We start from the raw sequence: 22,739 nt of genomic DNA on the forward strand, positions 1-22,739 counted from the left end.
CGACACGGGAAGCGACCCATGGACTCCACACGACTCGGCACCAGCGGACTCCAGGTGTCCGCCATCATCCTCGGCTGCATGAGCTTCGGTGCGCCCGACCGGGGCGCTCACGGTTGGACCATGGGCGAGGAGGAGTCCCGTCCCTTCCTCCGCCGCGCCCTCGAGCTGGGCATCACGACCTTCGACACGGCCGACATCTATTCGGACGGGACGAGCGAGGAGTTCGTCGGACGCGCCCTGGCCGACTTCGCGGTGCGCGAGGACGTGGTCATCGCGACGAAGGTCCACGGGCGGATGCGCCCGGGACCCAATGGGGGCGGACTCTCGCGACGACACATCCTCAGCGCGATCGACGACAGCCTCCGTCGCCTCGGCACCGACTACGTCGACCTCTACCAGATCCATCGCTGGGACCCGGAGACGCCGATCGAGGAGACGATGGAGACGCTGCACGACGTCGTCCGTTCGGGGAAGGCGCGGTACATCGGCGCCTCGAGCATGTGGGCGTGGCAGTTCGCGAAGGCGCAGTACACCGCCGATCTCGGCGGGTGGACGCGTTTCGTCTCGATGCAGGACCAGTACAACCTGATTCAGCGCGAAGACGAGCGCGAGCTGCATCCGTTCTGTCTCGACCAGGGGGTCGGCGTCATCCCGTGGTCGCCGCTGGCGCGTGGGCGCCTCACTCGCGACGCGGAGACGACCACGCCGCGCACCGAGACCGACGCCTTCGGCGCGACGCTCTACCACCAGCAGGAGGAGTCGGACCGGCGCACGATCGCGGCTGTCGCTCACGTCGCCGAGCAGCGCGGAGTGCCGAGGGCGCAGGTCGCGCTCGCCTGGGTTCGCCAGCACGAGGTGGTGACGGCGCCGATCGTGGGCGCGACCACGCTGCACCACCTCGACGACGCGGTGGCTTCGCTCGCGCTCGAGCTCACGGCGGAGGAGCTCGAGACACTGGGCGCCGACTACGCGCCGAGGTTCAACGAGGGTTTCTGATCGGCGCACGTGAGGGCGACGATCGCGCCCGATGACCGGCGCTGCTCGCGCCTCCCGCTACACTTCTCGCCGAAGTCGACGAAAGCTCGGGAAGGAGGCGCCGATGGCGCGGGGCTCCGGCGAGGCGTTGGGCGCGCATTACCGTCTGCTCGAGCGGATCGGAGCAGGCGCGTTCGGCGAGGTCTGGCGCGTCCGTGACTCCCGAGACGGCTCGGAGCTCGCCGCGAAGCTGCTGAGGCGCGAGCTCGTCCACGATCCGGGGCTGGTCGAGAGGTTCGTCCGCGAGCGCTCGGTACTGACCAGGCTCCGGCATCCGCGAGTGGTGGCCGTGCGCGATCTGGTGGTGGAGGGCGAGACGCTCGCGCTGGTGATGGAACTCGTCGGAGGAGGGTCGCTGCGCGACCTCCTCGTCGCCGAGGGGCCGTTGGCGCCGGAATGGGCGCTCGCGGCGACGGGCGCTGTGCTCGAGGCCCTCGCGGCGGCGCATGCGATCGGCATCGTCCATCGCGACGTGAAGCCCGACAACGTCCTGCTCGCCGCGGGGATCGACGACCTCGGCCAGGCGGTCCGCGTCTCGGACTTCGGGATAGCCCGGGTGGTCTCGGAGGGGCCGCGCTCGACGACGGGCGTCATCGGCACCCCCGAGTACCTCTCGCCCGAGATGCTGACGGTCGGAGAGGCGGGGCCTCCGAGTGACGTCTATGCCGCCGGCATCCTGCTGTACGAGCTGTTGAGTGGACGGACGCCCTTCGCTGGAGCCGGCACCGACCTGACCGTGGCATATCGGCACGTGTCGACGGTGCCGCCACAGCTCGAGCTGCCGGAGCGTGTCGCTCGGGTTCTCGACCGGATGCTCGCGAAGGATCCAGCCGCGAGGCCGACGGCCGCCGAGGCGGCTGGGCTCCTGCGTGCGCTCGAAGGAGCGGTCGCCGGGCTCCCCGCCCGTCCCCGCGCCGTCGAGGCCCCGTCGTTCGAGGAGGCGGCGCGGCCCGCGACGCTCCTGCGGGGCGGGCCGGCGATCGAGGAGCGCGGGGCGGAGGTGTCTCCGGGGCCTGTTCCCGAGCTCGGCCCGGCGTCGAGCCCCACGATCGTGCGCCCGGTGACCCGGCGGGAGCTGCGTGCGGCGGCTCCTGCCGCCTCCGCTCCCGCGACGCCCGCTTCTCGGCGCCGGGAGGTGCGGATGATCCTGGCCGCGGTCGGCGCGGCCCTGGTCCTTGTGGGGGCGGTCCTCGTTGCGATCCTGCCGCGCGCAGAGGGGCCTCCTTCGGAGTCGTCGGGTGGCACGTTCGCGGTCCAGCAGCAGGACCGCCCGCTCCCCGCAGGCCTGGGAGTCGCTCGCAGCGCGAGCTACGACTCCGAGAGCCGCGTCCTGTCGCTGAGATTCTCGTACTCGGCCCAGAGCGCGCCGCTGAGCGCGCCGCTGCTCGAGGTGCTGCCCGGCATGGCGGCGGAGTGCCCGGCCGTCTCGTGGTCGGGAGCCGTGGGTGTCCGGAACCGGCCGAGCGTGACGGGGGTCGGGGTCGACTGCGGGTGGAGTCTCACCGGAGTGGAGATCCCGGCTCAGGGCTCGGTCGAGGTCGCCGCGAGCATGGTCCTCGACGTCGGCGATCCGGGCGCCCTGCGTGCGTGGCTCGATCGAGCGGCCGCGGCGACGGCCGCCGCCGTGTCGGATGTCGGTGTCAGCGGCACCGCCTACGCGGTCCAACGGATCCGCGACGTCAGGATCGAGACACCGGCACGCACGGTCAGCCAGACCGCCCTGCCGGTGACCCTCGTGCCGGTGTGGCCGGCGGGTGTCGATCCCGTGAACCCGCTCTTCACGAGCCCGTCCACGGGGCGGGCGAGCGGCATGCTCGACGCGATCGCGGGCGGAGTCTCGGGGGTGCGCCTCAGCGACGGCTGCGGCGGGGCCGTCGCGGTGTCGTCCGACGGGTTGACGGTGACGGCGCTCTCAATGACGCCGGCGTGTGAGCTGCGCGCCCGCGTGGGCAACTTCGCCGATCTCGCGAGCGATCCGTTCGCGATCACGACACGCGAGTAGGCGACGTCCTGCGCCGGGTGTCGTCCGATGCTGTCGTCACCTCTCAGGGGTAAGAGGTCGGCTTCTACACTAGCGAGATATCCTCACTCTTGCCGCGCGGCGGGAGGAGGAGCCGAGCGGGAGGGTCCCGTCTCGAACACAAGAAGGGTGTGGTTCATGTCACGTGTCCTCTCGACCGAGCAGGCGAAGTCGGCGATCCAGCAGATCCAGTCGATCGTCAACGGCGGTCTGAGCGATCAGATCAACCAGTTAGACGCACAGGGTCGGACCCTGTCGGATCCGAACGTCTGGGACGGTCCGCTGGCCTCGCAGTTCCGGTCCTCGACCTGGCCCGAGACCAGATCGGCCCTCGACAGGGCCAAGCACGAGCTGGAGGAGCTGCGCACGCAGCTCGCGACGATCTCACAGAACATCTTCGCGGCCGGCGGCGGCAGCTGATCGGGGCCTTCCGCCCCCTCCGGCGATGGGCGGGGCGGAACACGCCCTACCTCGGGCGCGCGGGCGTTGGCGACACCGACTGCACGAAGTGGAGCGCCCCCGCGAGGCACGCGTAGCCGCGGCCGATCGTCGCGGGCACCGGGGTGCGCCTCGGGAGCGCGATGCCGAACAGGCTCCCGTCGCTGTCGACGTCGGGTTGGAGGAGGAGGCCGCATCGGGAGCGGGCGAGGGTCTTCGTCCAGTGCGAGTAGGAGTTCCGCAGCTCGGTCGAGCGGCCGGCCGCGACGACGCGGAGACCCGGACGAGGCGTCGTGATCAGCGTCGCGATCGCCTGGTCGGGGTCGTCCCAGCGCTCGGCGTCGTCGATGAGCAGCAGCACCGTGCTCGTCTCTACGAGGAGGCCGGCAAGGAGGTCTGCGAGCCCGCCCACGTCGACGGCGAGCCGGTCGAGCCCTGCGTCGAGGAGCGGCGATCGCCGACCGCAGGCACCCCACACCGCGACGGGGTGCTCCGGCGTCGAGGCCGCACGGGCCGCCTCCGCGATCGCGAGGAGCACCGTCGACTTGCCCGAGCGTGCGGGGCCGGCTACGAGGGCGTGCTCGCCCTCGAAGACCTCGAGCGAGACGGGGGCGAGATCGGCCTCGTCCAGCCCGATCGGGATCGACCACGGCTCGGAGTCGAAGCGCGCGTGTACGCCGAGGTCGCCCACCGCGACCCGCTCGGGCAGGATTCCGATCGCGGGGTGCTTCGCAAGGCTTGGAGGCGCGGTCGCCGTGATCTCGGCGACGGCGTCGATCAGGGGGGTCACCGTGGCCGCGACGTGCGACTGGAGGAGCGAAGTGGTCATCACGCAGCGACCCGGCACTGGCGGCGGCGTGTGTGTCGCCTTCAGCCCGGCGAAGGAGTAGTCCTGCGGATCGGCGAGGCGGAACAGCCACTTCTGCGTGGTGACCTCCTCCATCGCTGACGGCAGAGCCCTCACTCGCGTGGTGGTCACGGCGAAGTGCAGGCCGAGCGCCGGTCCGTCGGCGTAGGCGCGGTAGAGCCCGTCGAGGAGAGCTAGCCCCTCGATGTCCGAGAACTCGTCCCGGAGGGCGGCCAGTCCGTCGATCATCACGATGGTGCGGCGCCGGGCGTCGGCGGAGGCACGCCGACGGCGGACCTCGTCGCGCACGTGGCGGAGGAAGCGTGTCTGCGTCTCGTGCGCTCCGGGCCCCGCGCCGACGTACGCCACGGTGTGCGGGAGGGCCTCGAGCGGCGCACCCTCGCGGCCCGTGGCGTCGAGGACGAGAAGATCGAGCTCGTCGGGCGGGAAGTGCCGTGCGGCCGTGAGAGCGAGCGAGGCGAGAGCGGTGCTGGTGCCGCTGCCCGGGATCCCGATCAGCAGCAGGTTTCCCTCCCGGATATCCCATCCTGCCGCGATCTGCCGTTGGTGCTCCGGATCGTCTGACAGGGCGACCCGCACGACATCGTCGAGGACGGTTCCGAGCTCGGACTCCGCTGTGCCGCCTCCCAGGAGCACCCGCTCGCCGAGGGGCTCCGGCCAGACCGGACGCGGAGGCGCAAGATGAGCCTCCGCGTTCGCGGCGACCACGGCATCGAGGAGGAGGTCGAGGTCGCTCGGAGAGGACTCGTCGACCGTGGGGGGCGGCGGCGCAGTGGAGGCTCCCGTGAAGCCGACGGGCTGGATCTCGACCGTCTCGGCCGGCTCTGCCTCCGCTCGGCCCGTGACGAGCGCGGTCTGCACCGGCGTGATGTCGTTCTGCCCGAGCTTGACGTAGGCGCGGCCGGTCTGGGTGCGCGAGATCTCGGAGGCGCTCGGTGCGCCGATCACATGGACGGAGTCGTCGCGGCTCTGGACCCGCAGGGCGACTCGGAGGTTGGTGTTGGCGAGGATGTCGTCGGTGACGACTCCGGCTGGCCGCTGGGTCGCGAGGATCATGTGCACGCCGAGCGTACGGCCGACGGCGCCGATGCTCACGAGCGAGGAGAGCACCTCCGGATGCTCTTTCGCCAGCATGGCGAACTCGTCGACCACGAGCAGCAGGCGGGGCATGGGCTCGGAGGGCAGGGTCGCCGTGTAGGCGTCGAGCGTGTCGATCCCCTCGCCGGCCGCCGCGAAGATGCGCTGTCGTCGCTGCATCTCGGCTTCGAGCGAGCGAAGCGCACGGTCGGCCAGCTGGGCGTCGAGGTTGCTGATAGTGCCGATGGTGTGCGGGAGCCGCTCGCACGCGGCGAATGCCGCGCCGCCCTTGAAATCGATCAGGATGAAGTTCAGCCTCGTCGGGTCGTTCCTGGCCGCGAGCCCTGCGACGAACGAACGCAGGAACTCGCTTTTACCCGATCCCGTGGTGCCGCCGACGAGGCCGTGTGGCCCGTCTTTCACGAGGTCGAGCAGGAGCGGTCCGTGCTCGCTCGTCCCGACCGGTGCCTCGATCCCCTGCGCCGACGACCACCAGGCGAGCACGGCGTCGGCCGTGGGTCGCGAGACTCCCAGGAGCGGGGGCAGGCGCACCAGGGAGGGGAGGGAGGCGTCGCCGGTGGCCAGTTCCGGATCCTCGAGTCGAGCGAGGTCGCGCGCGCACCGCTCGGCGGTCGCGACGCTCAGCCCCGCGAGGACGACGTCGTCGACCCGCGTGCGCGCGTTCGGGCGGATCACGCTCGCCGCGGCGTCGGGTTCGACGGGGACCACGATGCTGCACGAGGCGGGCAGCTGCTCCTCGGTGGCTGCGATGACGATGCCGGCGATCCGGGTCGCGGGGGTGCGCTCGCCGCGCCCTGTCCCCAGCAGCTCCCGCGCGAGCGCGTCACGGCCGGCGAGGAGAACCTCGGAGTCGAGGACGAGGAGGAGCCCGGCCGTGGCGCTGTCGCGGAGGGCGCGGAGGAGCGCAGTGCTCCGCTCGCGCTCGCTCGAGAGTCGGCTCTCGCCTCCCGTCGTGCGCGTGTGCGGAAGCCAGGAGGTCCAGCTCCACTCGGCCTCTCGGCCCCGATCGCAGAACACTCCGACGGCCAGGTCGGCCGGACCGCAGTGCACGGCCGCCTGACAGAGCAGGCTGCGCGCGAGTGCCAGGGCCCCGGCTCGCTCGCCGACGATCCCCACGACTCCGGCGTCGCTGAGGTCGATGGCGACGGGGGCTGCGGTGATGACGCACGACCCGGCGATCTCTCGCACCTCCTCGTCGGCGCGCAGCCCCGGGCGCTCGTCGAGCGGTGGACTCCACGGGACGTCGCCGACCCCGGCGTGGAGCGACAGGAAGCCGGTCGAGTGGCCGCGACGCTGCCAGAGCGAGGTCGTCGGGAGAGCGGCGCGGCGCACGGCGGTGGCGGGATCGGGCGCGTCCTCCTCGAGCCGGCACCTCTCGGAGCGGCAGGCATGTGCCAGCTCGTCGCGGAACGTCTGTAGCGCCGCGGTGAAGCGCGCCTCCTCGGCCCGCGTCGATCGGGTGTGTCGGTGTCTCTGCTCGAACCACATGCCGACGCCGGCGATCGGGCTGAGCGCCGCGAAGAGGGCATATCGAGCGTCGCCCATGATGACCACCATCGCGAAGGCGAGAACCAGCGGCGCCGCCAGGGTGACCGCGCTGAACCGGGAGACGGAGGGGATCGAGACCCGCGCCGGCGGCACGACAGGCGGTACCGGCTCTGAGCGACCCGGCCGGGGCGGTCGATTGAACGGCACCGTAGCAGCGCGGGTGACGGTGCGCGGACGGTCGGGTCCTGGGACGCGTGGCTCGTCGAGCTCGGGTCGGAGGAGCAGGCTGACCCCACCGGCGATCATGACTGAGGTCGTGGTCACGAGGACGCCGGACTCATCGACCGCGGCACCCTCGACGAGAGTGCCGTTGGTGGAGTCGCAGTCGCGCACCCGCACTCCGTCCCCCTCGCGGATGAGCGTGAGGTGCGCCCAGGAGGCGCTTGCGCTCGGGAGGACGAGGTCGGCCTGCGGAGCCCGGCCGACTGTGAGCGGGCGGCTCCGTGGCACCTCTGCTATTGCTCCCGCGTCCGGCCCGCCGGACATCGTCACGGTCCAGCCGCGGACGGAGCGGGGGAGCTCTTGCGGGGAGCGGGCGATCCTGGTCCCCTCGAGCAGCAGGAGCTCGTCGAGCGGCGTCTCGGCCACGTGGAGCGCCGTGTCGACGGCGAGCACGCTCTCCGCCTCCGGTCGACGACCGGTGGCCGTCTCGACCAGATCGCTGAGGGTGGCGCCGGGGCGATGGCGGCCGAGTCGGATGTCGTGACGCTCGTCGTCGAGCTCGAGGAGCAGGCGCATGGATGTCCTCAGGGTCGGGGCTGCTCGGCGAACCAGAGCAGAGGCGTGGCCGCCGTGCGGGGGCGCAGGCCCAGGTCGTGTGCCGTGGCGTGCAGGGGGACGAGCGCGGCCGAGAGAGCGGATCGCCTGCCGAAGTCGAGCGGGGGGCCGGCGAGTCCTTCGGCGGTGCCCATCGTCGAGCCGCGGAGGGCGGCGGTGACGGCGGAGGGCTCGCCGCTGCCCGCCCTCGCCGCCGCGCGAACGAGTGCGACGACCGCGTCGTGACTGGGCGCATCGGCCGAGGCCGCGACGTCGGCGAACGGTCGGTCGTCGAAGAGGGCCGTGCGGCGGGCGTCGCCGGCGGCGATCCGCACTCCTGCGAGGAACGCCGACATGGCGAGCCCCGCTTCGTCGCCGCGCAGGGCGACGGCGTCGCCCGACTCGACCCCGACGGTGCTCATCTCTCCGGAGAGGGTGCCGCCCGCGGCGAGCAGCGCCGGCGCGAAGGCGGGACTGCGCGCATCGGGCGTCAGCAGGAGAGGGAGAGAAGCCCCCGCCGATTGGAGCGCTCCGACGGCCGCTCCTTGTTGTTCCGCCGGACCGGACACGAGAACCCGTTCGGCGGGTGCGTCGCCCGTGAGGTGACTCCGTACGGAGTCGATGAACGCTCCCGCAGGGTCCCCCGGCGCGAAGCGGAGCTCGGCCTCGGCGTCGAGTCCCTCGGGTGCGTCTCCTCCTCCGTTGACGAGAAGCAGCCGGGTCGGCGAGGTCGAGGGGGTGCCGAGAGAGGCGAGCGCGGTATCGATTCGGGCCCGGTCGGGTGCGATCAGCCAGGCGTCGTCGCCGATCGATGTGGCGTCCTGCGGGTAGGGGAGGATCGCGGCGAGGCCGTTCGACCGTGCGGCGTCGATCGCGGCGGACAGGTGGGGACCGCTGGTCGCGAGGACCACTCCGGCGACGCCGGAGTCCGCGAGGTCGGTGAGGGCGGAGCGGGCACCCTCGGCTGTTCCGTGATCGTCGGCCGCCACCAGACGGACCGTGCAGCCGCCGAGCGCGAACCTCTGCGCCGCGACGACGGCGCCGTTTGCGGCGTCCTTCCACTCGGCGCCTTCGCCCGGCGCGGAGCTCAGCGAGGCGACCACGCCGAGCGTGAGCGCAGAGGGCGCCCCGGCGCAGTCGAGGTCGACCGGCACCGAGGCTGCGGCCGACGTGCGGTTCGCCGAGCCGGTGCCGGCGGCGAGGAGGCTACCGCCCGCGAGGAGGAGGACCGCCACGCCGCCTCCGAGAGCGAGCAGGGAACGCTGCGGGCGCGCTCGTCGCCGTCGGCCGACGCGTCTCATGGTCGACCGCCGAGGTGGATCGAATACACCGTCCGGGTCACGGTCCCGGCGTCCACGTCGCGAGGGAAGGCGGGAAGCGCAGCCCCGGCGTCGAGCGAGGCGCGCTCCTGCGCCTGCGCGAGGAGGATCCCCGAGATGTCCTCCGCGCGAACGGCGGCGTAGCCCCGAGAGGCCTGCGAGGCGAGGGCGAGCTGCACATCGGCCGTACCGACCTTTGCGGCACTTGTCGTCATCGAGCCGAGGAGACCCGAGCCTCCCACCGTGCGGTCGCCGAGATCGAGAAGGACCTTGTGGAGATCGGCGGCGAGGAGGGCGGAGGCGGCATTGGTGTCGCGGGTGGAGGCCCCGATCGTCGCGGCGATCTTCGCGAGCGACTCGTGGGTGCTCTCCGCGACCGCGGCACCGATCGTCGACTCCGCTGAGTCGAGGGCGTCGTGTTCGGCGTCGAGCGTCGCGGCCCCCTCGCTCCGGATGTCGTCGGCGGTCGCGCGCAGGCCCGCGATCGACCGGTCGAACAGTGCCGTGACCGCGGCCGTGTCGGAGTCCGAGCGGGACGTCACGTGCCGCACCTGCTCGTCGATGACCGCCGTGACGGCGGAGGAGGCGTGCGAGTCGGCGTCCGCGAACGCCTCTCGGATCGCGACCGCGAGCCCCGCCTGCTGCTGGGAGAGTTCCGCGACCCTGCCGCCGAGAGCCTCGCGCTGCAGCCTGAGTGACGTGGTGGTCCGCGTGAGATCGGCGAGCAGTGCGGCGCGCGAGGAGCCCTCGGCGCTCGTGGCCGCGGCGGCGGCCGTCGCTGCGGTGCGCAGGACGCCGAGCGCATCGCGAACTCGGGAGAGCTCGCCGCCCGCACCGCTCGAGCCGGTGAGTCGGGCGACTGCTCGCCACTGTTCCGTCTGCTCGGCGAGCCGTTGGTCGAGGGGCGCCGGATAGCCCGTCGGCGCATCGAGGTCGCCGATGCCCGAGCACGGGACATCGGTGAGGTAGGAGCGGATCCGTTCGATCGCCTCCCGGCCCAGTGCGGGGGATGCGCGCGGCGTGGGAGAGGCGGTGCCCGCCGGGCTCGGAGTGAGGTCGCACAGCTGTCGTGCCACGTCTGCGGTCTGTGCCGCGATCGATTCTCTGTCGGTACGGGAGCCGAGTGGGGCGAGCGCCGTCGATGCCGCCGTCCCGATCGCGTCGAGAGCCGTTCCCAGTGCCGCCGCGCGATCGTCCAGGGCGTCCACCGTCGTCGTCAGAGTCGCGAGCTGTGGGGAGACCATGCTGTCGGGAGTCGCCGCGAGTGCATCGGAGGTCGCGGCGACCTCGTCGATGCGGGCGGAGAGTGATCGGTACTCGGCCGAGAGCCCGCTCCTCAGCTCGGGCTGCAAAGAGGTGACGAGGGCGCGTCCCTCGTTCACGAGACCCTGCAGGATCCCGTCCACCGCGCTCCGTGTCGTCGAGAGCGCGCAGGTCACCGATGCCGTCGTACAGCTCTCGGCGCTCGGCGACTCCGGGCCCACCGCATCGCGCAGCGAGGCGACGAGCTGCTGCCTGCAGGAGTCGGCTGCGGCGCCGTAGCCGTCGAGCTCGGCGACCAGCCGCAGCAGGTCTCCGTAGATCGTGGTCGCGTCCTCGGGGGCCCGGGCGATGATGGCGCACCCCGAGCCGGAGAGCGTCGAGGTGGGGGCGGGGGCCGAGGTGTCGCCGAGCATCGCGTCGACGGCGCCGACGGCGTGCGAGAGCTGCCGCACCAGCTCCGACTCCGTGCCGTCGACCGTCGCGGAGAGCTCGTCGCGCAACGCACTGAGCTGCCCTGAGAGGCCCTGCATCGACGAGGCGGTCGAGGCGGCGCTGCGCCTCAGCTCCTCAGCCGTACGGACGCCGAGCGTCTCGGCCGTGGCGTCGAGGGAGGTGCGCACTTCGGCGACTGTCGTGCCTGCGCGGGTGAGCAGCTCGTCGACCGAGGTGATGACGTCGATGGTGCGGCGCTCGAGCGCGAGGGGCGAGGTCACGCTCGTGTCGAAGGCCGCGCCGATCGCTCCGGACGGACTCGCATCGCTCGTGAGCCCGGGCTGGACCGCGAGGTCGAACGACGGCACGGCGAAGTCGCCGACGTCGGCCACCAGACGGAGCGTCGCGGTGGCGCCCCCTGTCGGTGGCGTGAGCAGGGCGGCCCACTGCACCACAGCGTCGCCCGTGTCGTCGCGGCTGAGCACGCCGTTGGTCGCCGCACCGGTCTCGGCCTGCGTCACGACGTGGCTGGGAGCGACACCGTGCAGAGAGGTCGAGGCGACGATCGTGAGTGGCGCGCCGACCAGGGCGGCCCGACTGGCCGCGCGCCCCGCGACATCGAACGTCAGCTCCTCGGGGTGCACGGTGAGGTTCTCGACCACGATCTCGATTTCGACGCGACCCGAGCGCCCGGCGAGATCGGCGAGGTCGCTCCCGGAGGCGTCGCCCGCGCGGTAGGAGGTGCGCACGCGCACCGGGAGGTCGCCCGCGACCTTGGCCGGGTCGTAGCTCGTGCTCGCCGTGCTGATCTGCGTCGGGTCGGCCCCGACTCCCACGGCCGTGCCGTCGATCCGCACCACGGACCCGTCCGTGCCGGCCACGACCGCCACCGATTGCAGCACTCGGGCGGCGTGGCCGAGGTCGGGAGGCTGGGGCGTGCAGCCCGCGAGAAGGATCGCGGCGACCGCGACTCCGAGTGCCGGTCGGTGGCCGCCACGCCTCTGCGGGCCAGGTGCTGTCGAGCGCTGCATGCCGCTTTCCCCTCTCGTCGCGGCATGCCCCGAAGGCCGCTCTCTCAATATGAGAGATGCTCGCATAAAGCGGGAGGTTGCGACGTCTACTGGCGTAGGACGTCGCCTCGGAGAGGGAGACGAGAAAGGAGGAGCGGGCGCGCGCCCGCACGCTCAGAGCAGCGCGAGCTTCTTGCGGAGCGCCTGCACGTGGCCCGTGGCGCGCACGCCGTATTGCGCGAACTCGAGCACACCCTCCTGCCCGACCACGAAGGTCGAGCGCAGCACGCCCACGACCGCCTTGCCGTAGAGGTTCTTCTCGCCCCACACGCCGTAGGCGCGGTGTGCGGCCATGTCGGGGTCGCTGAGCAGCGGGTAGGCGATGCCCTGCGCATCCGCCCAGCGACGCAGCGCCTCCGGGGTATCGCGCGAAAGACCGAGGATCTCGTAGCCCGAGTCGCGCAGCGACGCGGCATTGTCACGGAAGTCACACGCCTCGGTCGTGCAGCCCGGGGTGTCGGCCTCCGGGTAGAAGAAGAGGATCACGCGCCGCCCGCGGTACTCCTCGAGCGAGACGGGCCGGCCGTCCTGGTCGGGGAGGGTGAACGCGGGGGCGGTGTCGCCCGCGGCGAGCCGCTCGTCGGCGGGGATCGGGGGGAGGGTGCTGCCGGTCATCGTCTGCTTCCGTCGGTCGTGGCGAAGGTGGTCAAGAGTCGCTGGAGGGAGTCGAGCCGCTCGGGGCCGCTCGCGCCGAGGCGCCCCTCCTCGACCGCCTCGACGATGGCGCAGTCGGGGGAGTCGGGGAGGTGCGTGCAGCCGCGGGGGCAGTCCTCGGCGATCTCGGCGAGGGTCGTGAAGGCGCCGAGGATGTTGTCGGTGTTCACGTGGCCGAGCCCGAACGAGCGCACGCCGGGCGTGTCGATCACCCAGCCGTGCCGGTTTCCGCGCTCGACGCGGAGCGAAACGGTGGAGGAGGAGGTGTGGCGACCGCGGCCGGTGACGGTGTTGACGTGTCCGGTGGCGCGATGCGCGTCCGGGACGAGCTTGTTGACCAGCGTCGACTTGCCGACACCCGAGTGCCCGACGACCACGGTCTCGTGGCCGAGCAGCGCCTCGGCGATCTCCTCGACCGGGGGCTCGTCCTGGCTCGAGAGGAACACGCGCAGGTCCAGGCCCTCGAAATTGCGCAGGAACGGGACAGGGTCGGCGAGGTCCGTCTTGGTGATGCAGAGCATCGGTGTGATCCCCGCGTCGAACGCGGCGACGAGGTAGCGGTCGACGAGTCGTGTGCGCGGCTCGGGGTCGGCCGCCGCGACGACGCAGAGCATCTGGTCGGCATTGGCGACGATCACGCGCTCGATCGCGTCGGTGTCGTCGGCGCTCCGGCGGAGGAGGGTCGTGCGCTCGCGGATCCGAACGATCCGCGCAAGCGTGCCGTCGTCGCCGCTGGAGTCTCCGACCACATCGACGCGGTCTCCGGCGACGATCGCCTGGCGACGCAGCTCTCGCGCCCGCGCAGCGGTGAACTCGTGCTCTTCGGGAGTGCCGTCGCCGCTCATCACCGTGTAGCGGCCGCGGTCGACGCCGAGCACCATCGCGATCTCGGCGTCCTCGTAGGCGGGCCGGTTCTTGGTGCGCGGCTTGGTGCCCTTCGGGTTCGGCCGCACGCGCGCATCCGACTCGTCGTAGCCGTCGAAGTCGTCGAGGGCGCCCTCGGCGTCGAGTCCGCTGTCGGTCCACCACGACACGGCTCAGACCGATCCCGCGAGGGTCGTCCAGAGGTCGGGGAACTGCGGGAGGGTCTTAGAGGTCGTGGCGATGTCCTCGATCACGACTCCGGGGACCACGAGGCCGATCAGCGCCCCGGCGTGGGCCATCCGGTGGTCGGAGTAGGTGCGCCACGGTCCGCCGTGGAGCGCGGCCGGCTCGATGCGCAAGCCGTCGTCGAGCTCGGTCACAGCGCCGCCGAGGCCGTTGATCTCGGTCGCGAGCGCGGCGAGGCGATCGGTCTCGTGGTGGCGGATGTGCCCGATCCCCGTGAGGGTGCTCGGCGTGCTCGCGAGGGCGGCGAGGGCGGCGAGGGCCGGCGCGAGCTCGCCTCCCTCCGAGAGGTCGAGCTCGACGCCGAGGATCTCGTCGCCCCCGGTGACGACGAGGGTGTCGCCGTCGTGAGAGACCCGAGCGCCGAACAGCGGCAGGATGCGCTCGAGGTGCGCTCCCACCTGTGTCGTCGCGGCGGGCCAGCGGCGCATGCGCACGGTGCCTCCCGTGACGAGGGCGGCGGCGAGGAACGGCGCCGCGTTGGAGAGGTCGGGCTCGATCAGGACCTCCAGGCCTCGGATGGGCTGCGGCGCGACGGTCCATTCGCCCGCCGCCGGGGTGCCGACCTCCACGCCGCGTGCCGCGAGTGCCGCGGTGGTCATCTCGATGTGCGGCTGGCTCGGCAGCGGCCCGCCCTCGTGCCGCAAGTGCAGGCCCTCGTCGAAGCGGGCGCCCGCGAGCAGCAGCGCCGAGACGAACTGGCTCGACCGCGAGGCGTCGACCACGGCGTCGCCTCCGCGGATCGCACCGGAGCCGTGCACGGTGAAGGGCAGGGAGCCGCGGCCGTCGTCGGCGACGTCGACGCCGAGCGAGCGGAGGGAGGTGATAGTGGCGCCCATCGGGCGCTGGTAGGCGTAGGCGTCGCCGTCGAACGTCGTGGGCCCGAGCGCGAGGCCCGCCAGCGGGGGCACGAAACGCATCACGGTCCCGGCGAGGCCGCAGTCGATCGTGGTCGAGCCCAGCAGCTCTGCCGCGGGCTCGACGACGAGATCGGGTCCGAAGTCGCCTGTGGCGCCCGACTCGCGCACCGTTGTGCCGAGCGATCGCAGTGCCTCGATCATCAGGGCGCTGTCGCGCGAGTGCAGCGGGGCTCGGAGGGTCGAGGGCTCCTCGGCGAGGGCGGCAAGCACGAGCTCGCGATTCGTCAGCGACTTCGAGCCGGGCAGCCCGATCTCGGCGTCGAGGGCTCCGGCGGCGAGGGGTGCGGGCCAGGCGTCGTCGCCGGGGAGCGCACGGGCGTCGCCGTACGGATCGAACTCGGGAGCGGAATACCGTGAGAAGACCATCGGTTGTCAGAATAGTCGGCCCACACGGGGCGGACGGGAGAGAAGGAGACGGAGCATGACGGCAGCCGCCGCGACGATCCCGCGACCGACCCGGCCCGTCTCTCGGAGGCGCCCGCTGACCCCGATGGCGGCGTCCGGCGCCTCCCGCCCGGCCCCCGTGGTGCCCGCCGTCCTAGAATCTCTCGTGATGACTCGCGACGACGTACCCCGCACGACCCCCGCCGCCGAGATGCCGGCGCCCGCCGACGCGGAGCAGACGATCGAGGAGTCGCTCGACGACGTCGCTCCCGCGGCACCCGCCGACCTGCGCTCCCTGTTCGAGCAGCAGGCTCTGCCCTTCATCGACCAGCTGTACGCCGCCGGTCTGCGGATGACGAAGAACCCCTCTGATGCGCAGGATCTCGTGCAGGAGACGTTTGCCAAGGCGTTCGGCGCCTTCCGGCAGTTCGAGCAGGGCACGAACCTCAAGGCGTGGCTCTACCGCATCCTCACGAACACCTTCATCAACTCGTACCGCAAGAAGCAGCGCGAGCCCTACCAGTCCGCGATCGACGAGCTCGAGGACTGGCAGCTGGGCGGAGCCGAGTCGACCACCGCCACCGCGAGCCGCTCGGCCGAGGCCGAGGCCATCGACCACCTCCCCGACACCGCCGTCAAGGAGGCGCTCCAGGCGATTCCGGAGGACTTCCGACTCGCCGTCTATTTCGCCGATGTCGAAGGGTTCTCGTACCAGGAGATCGCCGACATCATGAAGACCCCCGTCGGGACCGTGATGAGCCGGCTGCACCGCGGTCGCCGCATGCTGCGCGAACGACTCACCGACTACGCACGCGAGCGCGGGTTCCGCGTCGCCTCCACCTCCGGGAGTAAGAAATGACCGACTGCGGCTGCACGAAGGCGAAGGCAGAACTCGAGGAATACCTCCACAACGAGCTGTGCAAAGAAGACGCCGCCGACATCCGCGAGCACATGGCCGGCTGCGTCGATTGTGCCGGTGAGGCCAAGGTCGGTGTCATGCTGACGGTCGCCGTGCAGCGTGCCTGCACGGAGACGGCGCCGGAGGATCTCCGCGCACAGGTGCTCGGGATGCTCCGAGACGCGCAGGCCTCGCACACGTCGAGCTCCGCTTCCGTAGGCGCCTAAGGCCCGACGAGAGCGGCCCCGCTCGTCGGCGCCCGCTCCGCGGGACGACCCGCGCGCACACGTTCGGCTCGTCAAGGCCGAGGGCCCTGACGAGCCGAACGCGTGCGCCGCTTAGCGGGTGAGGGCCCGCGCGAGCAGATCCGCCTGCTCGGAGGCGTGGCGCTTGGCGGAGCCGGCGGCCGGTGAGGCCGCGGCCCGGCGCGAGACGACCCGGACGGGGCGGCCGAGCTGCGGAGCCACCTCCAGCGCGATGAACGGCCACGCGCCCTGGTTCTCGGGCTCGTCCTGTACCCAGACGAACTCCGCGTCGGGGTAGCGGTCGGCGATCGAGCGCAGCTCCGACACGGGAGCCGGGTAGTACTGCTCGACCCGGACGAGCGCGATGCCCGCGTCAGGCTTCTTCTCGAGCTCTGCCTTGAGGTCGTAGTGCACCTTGCCGGCGTGCAGCAGCACGCGCTTCACGGCCGACGCATCCTGAATGCGCGCATCGTCGAGCACGGGCTCGAAGCGACCCGAGGTGAAGTCCTCGACGGGGCTCGAGGCGCCTCGGAGGCGCAGCATCGCCTTCGGCGTGAAGACGACGAGCGGGCGGCGCGGCCTCGAGTACGCCTGGCGGCGCAGCAGGTGGAAGTACGACGCCGGGGTGGACGGGCGCGCGACGGTCATGTTGCGCTCAGCGCACAGCTGCAGATAGCGCTCGATGCGGGCCGAGGAGTGGTCGGGGCCCTGACCCTCGTAGCCGTGGGGGAGGAGGAGGACGAGCGACGAACGCTGGCCCCACTTCTGCTCGGCCGAGGAGATGAACTCGTCGATCACGATCTGCGCGCCGTTCGCGAAGTCGCCGAATTGCGCCTCCCACAGCACGAGCGAGTCGGGCCGCTCGACCGAGTAGCCGTACTCGAACGCCATCGCCGCGTACTCCGAGAGCAGCGAGTCGTAGATCCAGAGCCGTGCCTGCTGCTCGGACAGGTTCATCAGCGGCAGCCACTCCTGGCCGTTCTCGCGGTCGTGCAGCACGGCGTGGCGCTGGACGAAGGTGCCCCTGCGGGTGTCCTGTCCGACGAGGCGCACCGGGGTGTCCTCGAGCAGGAGCGAGCCGAGCGCCAGCAGTTCGCCGAACGCCCAGTCGATCGAGCCCGAGCGACTCATCTCCTGGCGCTTGGTCAGCAGCTGCTGGAGCTTGGGGTGCACGGTGAAGCCCTCGGGCGGCGAAGTGAACGCGTCGCCGATCCGGGTGATGACCTCGCGCTTCACGCCGGTGACCTCGGGCTCGCCCGGGTAGTCCTCTCCGCGCTGGGCGTCGGGCAGCTCGAGGTCGGCCACGGAGTCGCCGTCGGCCGTGATCACCGGGATCGCGCCGGTCTGCGCGGCGTGCGTCTCCGCGAAGGCGCGCTCGAGACGCTCCTGGAAGTCCTGGTGGGCGCGGTCGTACTCCTCCTCGGTGATGTCGCCGCGACCGACGAGCGCCTCGGTGTAGAGCTTGCGCACCGAGCGCTTGGCCTCGATCAGGCTGTACATCAGCGGCTGCGTCATCGAGGGGTCGTCGCCCTCGTTGTGCCCGCGGCGGCGGTAGCAGATCAGGTCGATCACGACGTCGCGGTGGAACTGCTGGCGGTACTCGAACGCGAGCTGGGCGACGTGCACGACGGCCTCGGGATCGTCGCCGTTCACGTGGAAGATCGGCGCCTGGATCGTCTTCGCGCCGTCGGTCGAGTAGATCGACGTGCGAGCCTCGTGCGGCGGAGTCGTGAAGCCGACCTGGTTGTTGATGTTCACGTGGATCGTGCCGCCGGTGCGGTACGCGCGCAACTGCGACATCTGCAGCGTCTCGACGACCACGCCCTGACCGGCCATCGCCGCGTCTCCGTGGACGAGGATCGGGAGGGTCGTGAAGGTGCCGATGGGCTTGCGGTCCTGCTTCGCCCGCACGATGCCCTCGAGTACCCCGTTGACGGCCTCGAGGTGGGAGGGGTTCGCGGCGAGGTACACCGGGATCTCCTCCCCGCCGGCACCGCGGAAGGTGCCCTCGGTGCCGAGGTGGTACTTGACGTCTCCCGAGCCCTGCACGGTCCGCGGGTCCTGCGTGCCCTCGAACTCGCGGAAGATCTGGCCATAGGTCTTGCCGGCGATGTTGGTCAAGACGTTGAGGCGGCCGCGGTGGGCCATGCCGATCGCGACCTCGTCGAGCTGCGCGTCGGCCGCGCCCTGCAGCACGGCGTCCAGGAGGGCGATGAGCGACTCCCCGCCCTCGAGCGAGAAGCGCTTCTGACCCACGTACTTGGTCTGCAGGAAGGTCTCGAACGCCTCCGCCTCGTTGAGCTTGCCGAGGATCCGCAGCTGCTCGTCGTGCCCGGGCTTCTCGTAGCCGCGCTCGAGCTTGGCCTGCATCCAGGCGCGCTGCTCCGGGTCTTGGATGTGCATGTACTCGACGCCGACCGTGCGGCAGTACGAGTCGCGCAGGATCCCGAGGATCTCGCGGAGCTTCAACTGGCGCTTGCCGCCGAAGCCGTCCGTCACGAACTCGCGGTCGAGGTCCCAGAAGGTCAGGCCGTGGCTCTCGATCGCCAGGTCGGGGTGCGAGCGCTGCACGTACTCGAGCGGGTCCACATCGGCCATGAGGTGACCGCGCACCCGGAACGAGTTGATCAGCTCCTGCACGCGGGCCGTCTTCGAGACCCGCTCGGCGAGGTCGACGGCGATATCGGTGGACCAGTGGATGGGGTCGTAGGGGATGCGCAACGCCGCGAAGATGTCCTCGTAGAAGGCGCGCTTGCCGAGCAGCAGCTCGTGCACGATCTTGAGGAACTCGCCCGAGCCGGCGCCCTGGATGACGCGGTGGTCGTAGGTCGAGGTCAGCGTGATGGTCTTGCCGATGCCCAGCTCGACGAGCGTCTTCTCGGAGGCGCCCTGGAACTCGGCCGGGTACTCGAGCGCGCCGGCGCCGATGATGCACCCCTGGCCCTTCATCAGCCGCGGAACGGAATGGACCGTGCCGATGCCTCCGGGGTTCGTGAGCGAGAGGGTGGTGCCGGCGAAGTCGCCGGCGACGAGCTTGTTGCCGCGAGCGCGCTTCACGAGGTCTTCGTAGGCGGCGAGGTACGCCGTGAAGCTCAGGGTGTCGGCCCGCTTGATGCTCGGCACGAGCAGCGCCCGGGTACCGTCGGGCTTGGGCATGTCGATGGCGATACCGAGGTTGACGTGCGCCGGTGCGACGACCGAGGGCTTGCCGTCGACCTCGTCGTAGTAGACGTTCTGGCTGGGGAAGTCGTGCAGCGCCCGGATGAGGGCCCAGCCGATGAGGTGCGTGAACGACACCTTGCCGCCACGGGTGCGGCGCAGGTGGTTGTTGATGACGATGCGGTTGTCGATCATCAGCTTCGCCGGGATCGTGCGCACGCTCGTCGCGGTCGGGATGCTCAGGCTCGCGTCCATGTTGGTCGCGAGGCTCTTCGCCATCCCGCGCAGGGGGCTGACCTGGTCGTCTTCGACCGTCGCGGCCTGCTCGGTGGAGGGCTTGCTCACCGGGGCGTCAGCGGGGATCGGCTGCGCCTTCGGCTGCTTCGAGGTCGTGCGGGACGCGGCGGGCGCGGCGACGGGATGGGTCACGGCACCTCCTCCGCTCGTCGAGATGCGCTCGCCGGCCGGAGGCGACGCGGTCTTCTCGGCGGCGACGGTCGCGGTCTTCTCGGCGGCGGGAGCAGCCTGCACCGAGAGCTGGGCGCCATAGCGCTCCAGGATCGGCCACCAGGACTCGTCCACCGAAGAACGGTCGGCGCGGTACTGCTCGTAGAGTTCCTCCACGAGCCACTCGTTGGCCCCGAAATCCTCCGCGCCCTGCTCGGTTCCCACTCCGGTCAATTGGCTCGACACAGCCGATCGCCCACTCTCTCCGTTGATTCGTTTCGCCGCTGATTCGGTCTCGGTCATCCGGACGGGCCCGTCGCATCCCTCGGTGCCGCACCGCACACTCGAGGAGGTCCTCCTCGGCCACGCGGATCATCACCGTCGCCTGGTCCGTCCCGGTCGTCAAGCCTAGCCCGGATTGGGGGTCAGCTGGCCCGATGCCGGGCCGGAGTAGCGTTCTCGGCATGCGTTTCTACGGCGGAACCCCCTCGGGCGACCTCACCTACTCCGATGTCTTCCTCGTCCCCGGCCGCTCCTCGGTCACGAGCCGCCTCGACGTGTCCCTCGCCCCCGGCGACGGCACGGGCGCGACCCTCCCGATCGTGTCGTCGAACATGAACTCGGTGACCGGCCGGCGTCTCGCCGCCGCCCTCGCCCGCCGGGGCGGCCTCGGCGTGCTGCCGCAGGACATGCCGTTGCAGGCACTCGACGCGGCGATCCGCTGGGTGAAGGCCCAGCCGGTCGCGTTCTCCGGCGCGCTGACCGCCGCCCCTGACACGAGCGTCGACGAGGCGCTCTCGATCCTCCCCGCCGTCGCCGGCCACGGCTTCGTGGTGCAGGAGGCGGACGGCGCGATCCTCGGCTGCGTCCCCGCCTCGCGTCTCGCGACCGCGTTGCCGGACGCACGCCTGGGCGATCTCGTGCACGGCGCCTCCCCCTCGATCGATGCCGACGATGTGTCGACGGCGCGCGCGGCGTTCGATCTGATGGTCGCCGCCGACCTCGACTTCGCTCCGGTGCTGCACCACGGCGTGCTGGTCGGCACCCTCTCGCGCACCGGAGCGTTGCGCGGGACCCTCTACGACCCGGCGCTCGACGCTGACGGACGTCTCCGGGTCGCCGCGGCCGTCGGGATCAACGGCGACGTCGAGGCCAAGGCGCGTGCGCTCGTCGCCGCGGGAGTCGACGTCCTCGTCCTCGACACCGCTCACGGGCACCAGGAGGCGATGCTGCGCGCCCTCCGGACCGTCTCGGCCCTGCGGCTCGGGGTGCCGATCGCCGCCGGCAACATCGTCACGGCCGACGCCGTGCACGACCTCGTCGACGCGGGCGCCGACATCCTCAAGGTGGGCGTGGGGCCCGGCGCGATGTGCACGACCCGCATGATGACGGCGGTCGGCCGGCCCCAGTTCTCGGCGGTGCTCGAGACGGCCGAGCGGGCCCGGGAACTCGGAGCCCACGTCTGGGCCGACGGCGGCGTGCGCTACCCGCGTGACGTCGCCCTTGCGCTCGCGGCGGGCGCCTCCTCGGTGATGATCGGCTCGTGGTTCGCCGGCACCGTCGAGGCGCCGGGCGAGCTGCGCCGGGACGAGACCGGCCGGGTCTACAAGGAGAGCTGGGGCATGGCCTCTGCCAAGGCCGTGCAGGAGCGCTTCGATCGCCTCGACGCCTACGAGCTCGCGCGCAAGCGCCTCTTCGCCGAGGGCATCTCGTCGTCGACCATCTACCTCGATCCCCTCCGCCCCTCGGTCGAGGACCTGCTCGACATGATCACCTCGGGGGTGCGCTCGTCCTTCACCTACGCGGGGGCGCGGAGCGTCGCCGAGTTCCACGAGCGTGCACTCGTGGGACTCCAGTCGGCGGCCGGCTACGAGGAGGGCAAGGCCCTGCCGGTCAGTTGGTGAGCGGGCCGCGCGTGCTAGAACCGAGCGCATGACCATCGTCGACAATGCCGTGTACGTCGGCGGCCACCGCATCCGCAACCCGGACTCGCTCGAGGACACCTTCGAGCTGATGCGGGACGAGCACGGGATGGCCTGGATCGGGCTGTACCGGCCGAGCCGCGAGGAGGTCGAGGAGGTCGCGGCGGAGTTCGGCCTGCATCCCCTCGCCATCGAGGACGCCCTGAGCGGGCACCAGCGCGCCAAGCTCGAGCGCTACGACGATGGCCGCTTCGTGGTGCTGCGCCCCGCGCGCTATGTCGACTCCGCCGAGACCGTGGTGTTCGGCGAGCTGCACGTGTTCGTCGGCCCCGACTTCGTTGTGACCATCCGGCACGCCGACTCCCCAGACCTCGCCCGCGTGCGGCGGCGACTCGAAGGCGACCCGGCGTTGCTCGCGCGCGGGCCGGAGGCGGTGCTGTACGCGATCCTCGACCAGGTCGTCGACGAGTACGCGCCGGTCGTCGCGGGGGTTCAGGGCGATGTCGACGAGATCGAGGACCAGCTGTTCGGCTCGGCCCCCGACGACGGCCTCTCGGAGCGCATCTACCGCCTCTCGCGCGAGGTCATCCAGTTCCAGCGCTCGGTGCAGCCGCTCACTGTGCTGCTGCACGAACTGCTCGAGCAGCGGAGCGCGGGCTCCGGAGAGCCGACCGCCGAACAGGTCGAGCTGCGCCGCTCGCTCCGCGACGTCCTCGACCACACCATCCGCGTGACGGACGCGGTCGACGCGCTCCGCGCCATCCTCGACAAGGCGCTGACGGTGCACGCGACCGTGGTCGCGCGGCGCCAGACCGAGACCGGACTCGCCCAGAACGACGTCGTGCGCAAGATCTCGTCGTGGGCCGCGATCCTCTTCGCCCCCACGCTGGTCGCGGGCATCTACGGCATGAACTTCGACGACATGCCCGAGCTGCACTGGCGGCTCGGCTATCCGTGGGCGCTCGCACTGATGCTGGCGTTCGGCTTCGTGCTCTACGCGGTGTTCAAGCGCAAGAAGTGGCTCTGAAGGTCGTGACCGGTCGAAGGAGCGACGCGCTCGCCCTCGTCCCCGCGTCGACGGGCAGCCGGTAGACTCGGCGCCACAATGGACGACCCTCCTCCTGCCCATCTGCGCTCGGACCGGCTCTCGCCCCAC

14 protein-coding genes are annotated in these 22,739 nt (G+C 71.6%); 7 read left to right on the plus strand and 7 right to left on the minus strand.

Going from position 1 to position 22,739, the window contains the following annotated elements:
* Positions 1-18: 18 nt before the first annotated feature.
* From ITJ45_RS12690 to ITJ45_RS12700, 3 genes are all read left to right on the plus strand, one after another.
* Entirely contained in the window at positions 19-996 is a 978-nt protein-coding gene (locus ITJ45_RS12690; RefSeq protein ID WP_194610752.1) for an aldo/keto reductase, read from the plus strand.
* A gap of 103 nt (positions 997-1,099) precedes the next feature.
* Complete coding sequence (locus ITJ45_RS12695; RefSeq protein ID WP_194610750.1) at positions 1,100-3,037, plus strand: serine/threonine-protein kinase; 1,938 nt, start codon at positions 1,100-1,102, stop codon at positions 3,035-3,037.
* A gap of 156 nt (positions 3,038-3,193) precedes the next feature.
* Positions 3,194-3,475 carry a pyrophosphorylase gene (locus ITJ45_RS12700; RefSeq protein ID WP_194610748.1) on the plus strand — a complete coding sequence of 94 codons (282 nt, stop codon included), beginning with the start codon at positions 3,194-3,196 and terminating at the stop codon, positions 3,473-3,475.
* A 46-nt stretch (positions 3,476-3,521) separates the two neighbouring features.
* On the opposite strand, the gene ITJ45_RS12705 is transcribed toward ITJ45_RS12700, so the two are convergent.
* The 6 genes from ITJ45_RS12705 to aroA all read right to left on the minus strand — a co-directional run bounded on the left by ITJ45_RS12705 (position 3,522) and on the right by aroA (position 14,894).
* Entirely contained in the window at positions 3,522-7,745 is a 4,224-nt protein-coding gene (locus tag ITJ45_RS12705; RefSeq protein ID WP_194610747.1) for an FtsK/SpoIIIE domain-containing protein, read from the minus strand.
* Between the two features lie 8 nt (positions 7,746-7,753).
* Positions 7,754-8,998 (minus strand): hypothetical protein, encoded by a 1,245-nt coding sequence (locus ITJ45_RS12710; RefSeq protein ID WP_194610744.1) that lies wholly within the window; start codon positions 8,996-8,998, stop codon positions 7,754-7,756.
* Between the two features lie 62 nt (positions 8,999-9,060).
* Positions 9,061-11,808 (minus strand): hypothetical protein, encoded by a 2,748-nt coding sequence (locus ITJ45_RS12715; RefSeq protein WP_194610742.1) that lies wholly within the window; start codon positions 11,806-11,808, stop codon positions 9,061-9,063.
* 153 nt (positions 11,809-11,961) lie between these two features.
* A complete protein-coding gene (bcp, locus tag ITJ45_RS12720) occupies positions 11,962-12,462 on the minus strand; it encodes a thioredoxin-dependent thiol peroxidase (RefSeq protein ID WP_194610741.1) in 501 nt (166 codons plus the stop codon).
* The gene (gene rsgA / locus ITJ45_RS12725) at positions 12,459-13,535 is read right to left on the minus strand and encodes a ribosome small subunit-dependent GTPase A (RefSeq protein WP_194610740.1); all 1,077 of its coding nucleotides are present in this window, start codon (positions 13,533-13,535) and stop codon (positions 12,459-12,461) included. Before rsgA ends, bcp begins: the two co-directional genes overlap by 4 nt.
* Positions 13,536-13,538: 3 nt before the next feature.
* Positions 13,539-14,894, minus strand: coding sequence for a 3-phosphoshikimate 1-carboxyvinyltransferase (gene aroA, locus ITJ45_RS12730; protein ID WP_194610739.1), 1,356 nt, complete (start codon positions 14,892-14,894; stop codon positions 13,539-13,541).
* A gap of 187 nt (positions 14,895-15,081) precedes the next feature.
* Between aroA and ITJ45_RS12735 the strand changes: the two genes are divergently transcribed.
* Positions 15,082-15,771 carry a sigma-70 family RNA polymerase sigma factor gene (locus ITJ45_RS12735; protein ID WP_416365303.1) on the plus strand — a complete coding sequence of 230 codons (690 nt, stop codon included), beginning with the start codon at positions 15,082-15,084 and terminating at the stop codon, positions 15,769-15,771.
* Complete coding sequence (locus tag ITJ45_RS12740; RefSeq protein WP_194610738.1) at positions 15,768-16,037, plus strand: zf-HC2 domain-containing protein; 270 nt, start codon at positions 15,768-15,770, stop codon at positions 16,035-16,037. The genes ITJ45_RS12735 and ITJ45_RS12740 overlap by 4 nt, the downstream gene beginning before the upstream one ends.
* Positions 16,038-16,148: 111 nt before the next feature.
* On the opposite strand, the gene ITJ45_RS12745 is transcribed toward ITJ45_RS12740, so the two are convergent.
* On the minus strand, positions 16,149-19,907 hold the full coding sequence (locus ITJ45_RS12745; RefSeq protein ID WP_194610737.1) for a multifunctional oxoglutarate decarboxylase/oxoglutarate dehydrogenase thiamine pyrophosphate-binding subunit/dihydrolipoyllysine-residue succinyltransferase subunit: 3,759 nt from the start codon (positions 19,905-19,907) through the stop codon (positions 16,149-16,151).
* 218 nt (positions 19,908-20,125) lie between these two features.
* On the opposite strand from ITJ45_RS12745, the gene ITJ45_RS12750 reads away from it, so the two are divergent.
* Together ITJ45_RS12750 and corA are read left to right on the plus strand one after the other, a co-directional pair.
* On the plus strand, positions 20,126-21,565 hold the full coding sequence (locus ITJ45_RS12750; RefSeq protein ID WP_194610736.1) for a GuaB1 family IMP dehydrogenase-related protein: 1,440 nt from the start codon (positions 20,126-20,128) through the stop codon (positions 21,563-21,565).
* Positions 21,566-21,593: 28 nt separating this feature from the next.
* On the plus strand, positions 21,594-22,610 hold the full coding sequence (corA, locus tag ITJ45_RS12755) for a magnesium/cobalt transporter CorA (protein WP_194610735.1): 1,017 nt from the start codon (positions 21,594-21,596) through the stop codon (positions 22,608-22,610).
* Positions 22,611-22,739 lie beyond the last annotated feature (129 nt).

This window comes from Rathayibacter sp. VKM Ac-2879, from assembly GCF_015351245.1.
Classification (GTDB): Bacteria; Actinomycetota; Actinomycetes; order Actinomycetales; family Microbacteriaceae; genus Rathayibacter.

Excerpts from the sequence above, each read along its gene's own strand:
- ITJ45_RS12715 (WP_194610742.1), bottom strand. The coding sequence starts at position 11,808 with ATGCAGCGCTCGACAGCACCTGGCCCGCAGAGGCGTGGCGGCCACCGA.
- ITJ45_RS12690 (WP_194610752.1), top strand. The coding sequence starts at position 19 with ATGGACTCCACACGACTCGGCACCAGCGGACTCCAGGTGTCCGCCATC.
- corA (WP_194610735.1), top strand. The coding sequence starts at position 21,594 with ATGACCATCGTCGACAATGCCGTGTACGTCGGCGGCCACCGCATCCGC.
- ITJ45_RS12695 (WP_194610750.1), top strand. The coding sequence starts at position 1,100 with ATGGCGCGGGGCTCCGGCGAGGCGTTGGGCGCGCATTACCGTCTGCTC.
- ITJ45_RS12740 (WP_194610738.1), top strand. The coding sequence starts at position 15,768 with ATGACCGACTGCGGCTGCACGAAGGCGAAGGCAGAACTCGAGGAATAC.
- bcp (WP_194610741.1), bottom strand. The coding sequence starts at position 12,462 with ATGACCGGCAGCACCCTCCCCCCGATCCCCGCCGACGAGCGGCTCGCC.
- ITJ45_RS12700 (WP_194610748.1), top strand. The coding sequence starts at position 3,194 with ATGTCACGTGTCCTCTCGACCGAGCAGGCGAAGTCGGCGATCCAGCAG.
- ITJ45_RS12735 (WP_416365303.1), top strand. The coding sequence starts at position 15,082 with ATGACTCGCGACGACGTACCCCGCACGACCCCCGCCGCCGAGATGCCG.
- aroA (WP_194610739.1), bottom strand. The coding sequence starts at position 14,894 with ATGGTCTTCTCACGGTATTCCGCTCCCGAGTTCGATCCGTACGGCGAC.
- ITJ45_RS12750 (WP_194610736.1), top strand. The coding sequence starts at position 20,126 with ATGCGTTTCTACGGCGGAACCCCCTCGGGCGACCTCACCTACTCCGAT.
- ITJ45_RS12705 (WP_194610747.1), bottom strand. The coding sequence starts at position 7,745 with ATGCGCCTGCTCCTCGAGCTCGACGACGAGCGTCACGACATCCGACTC.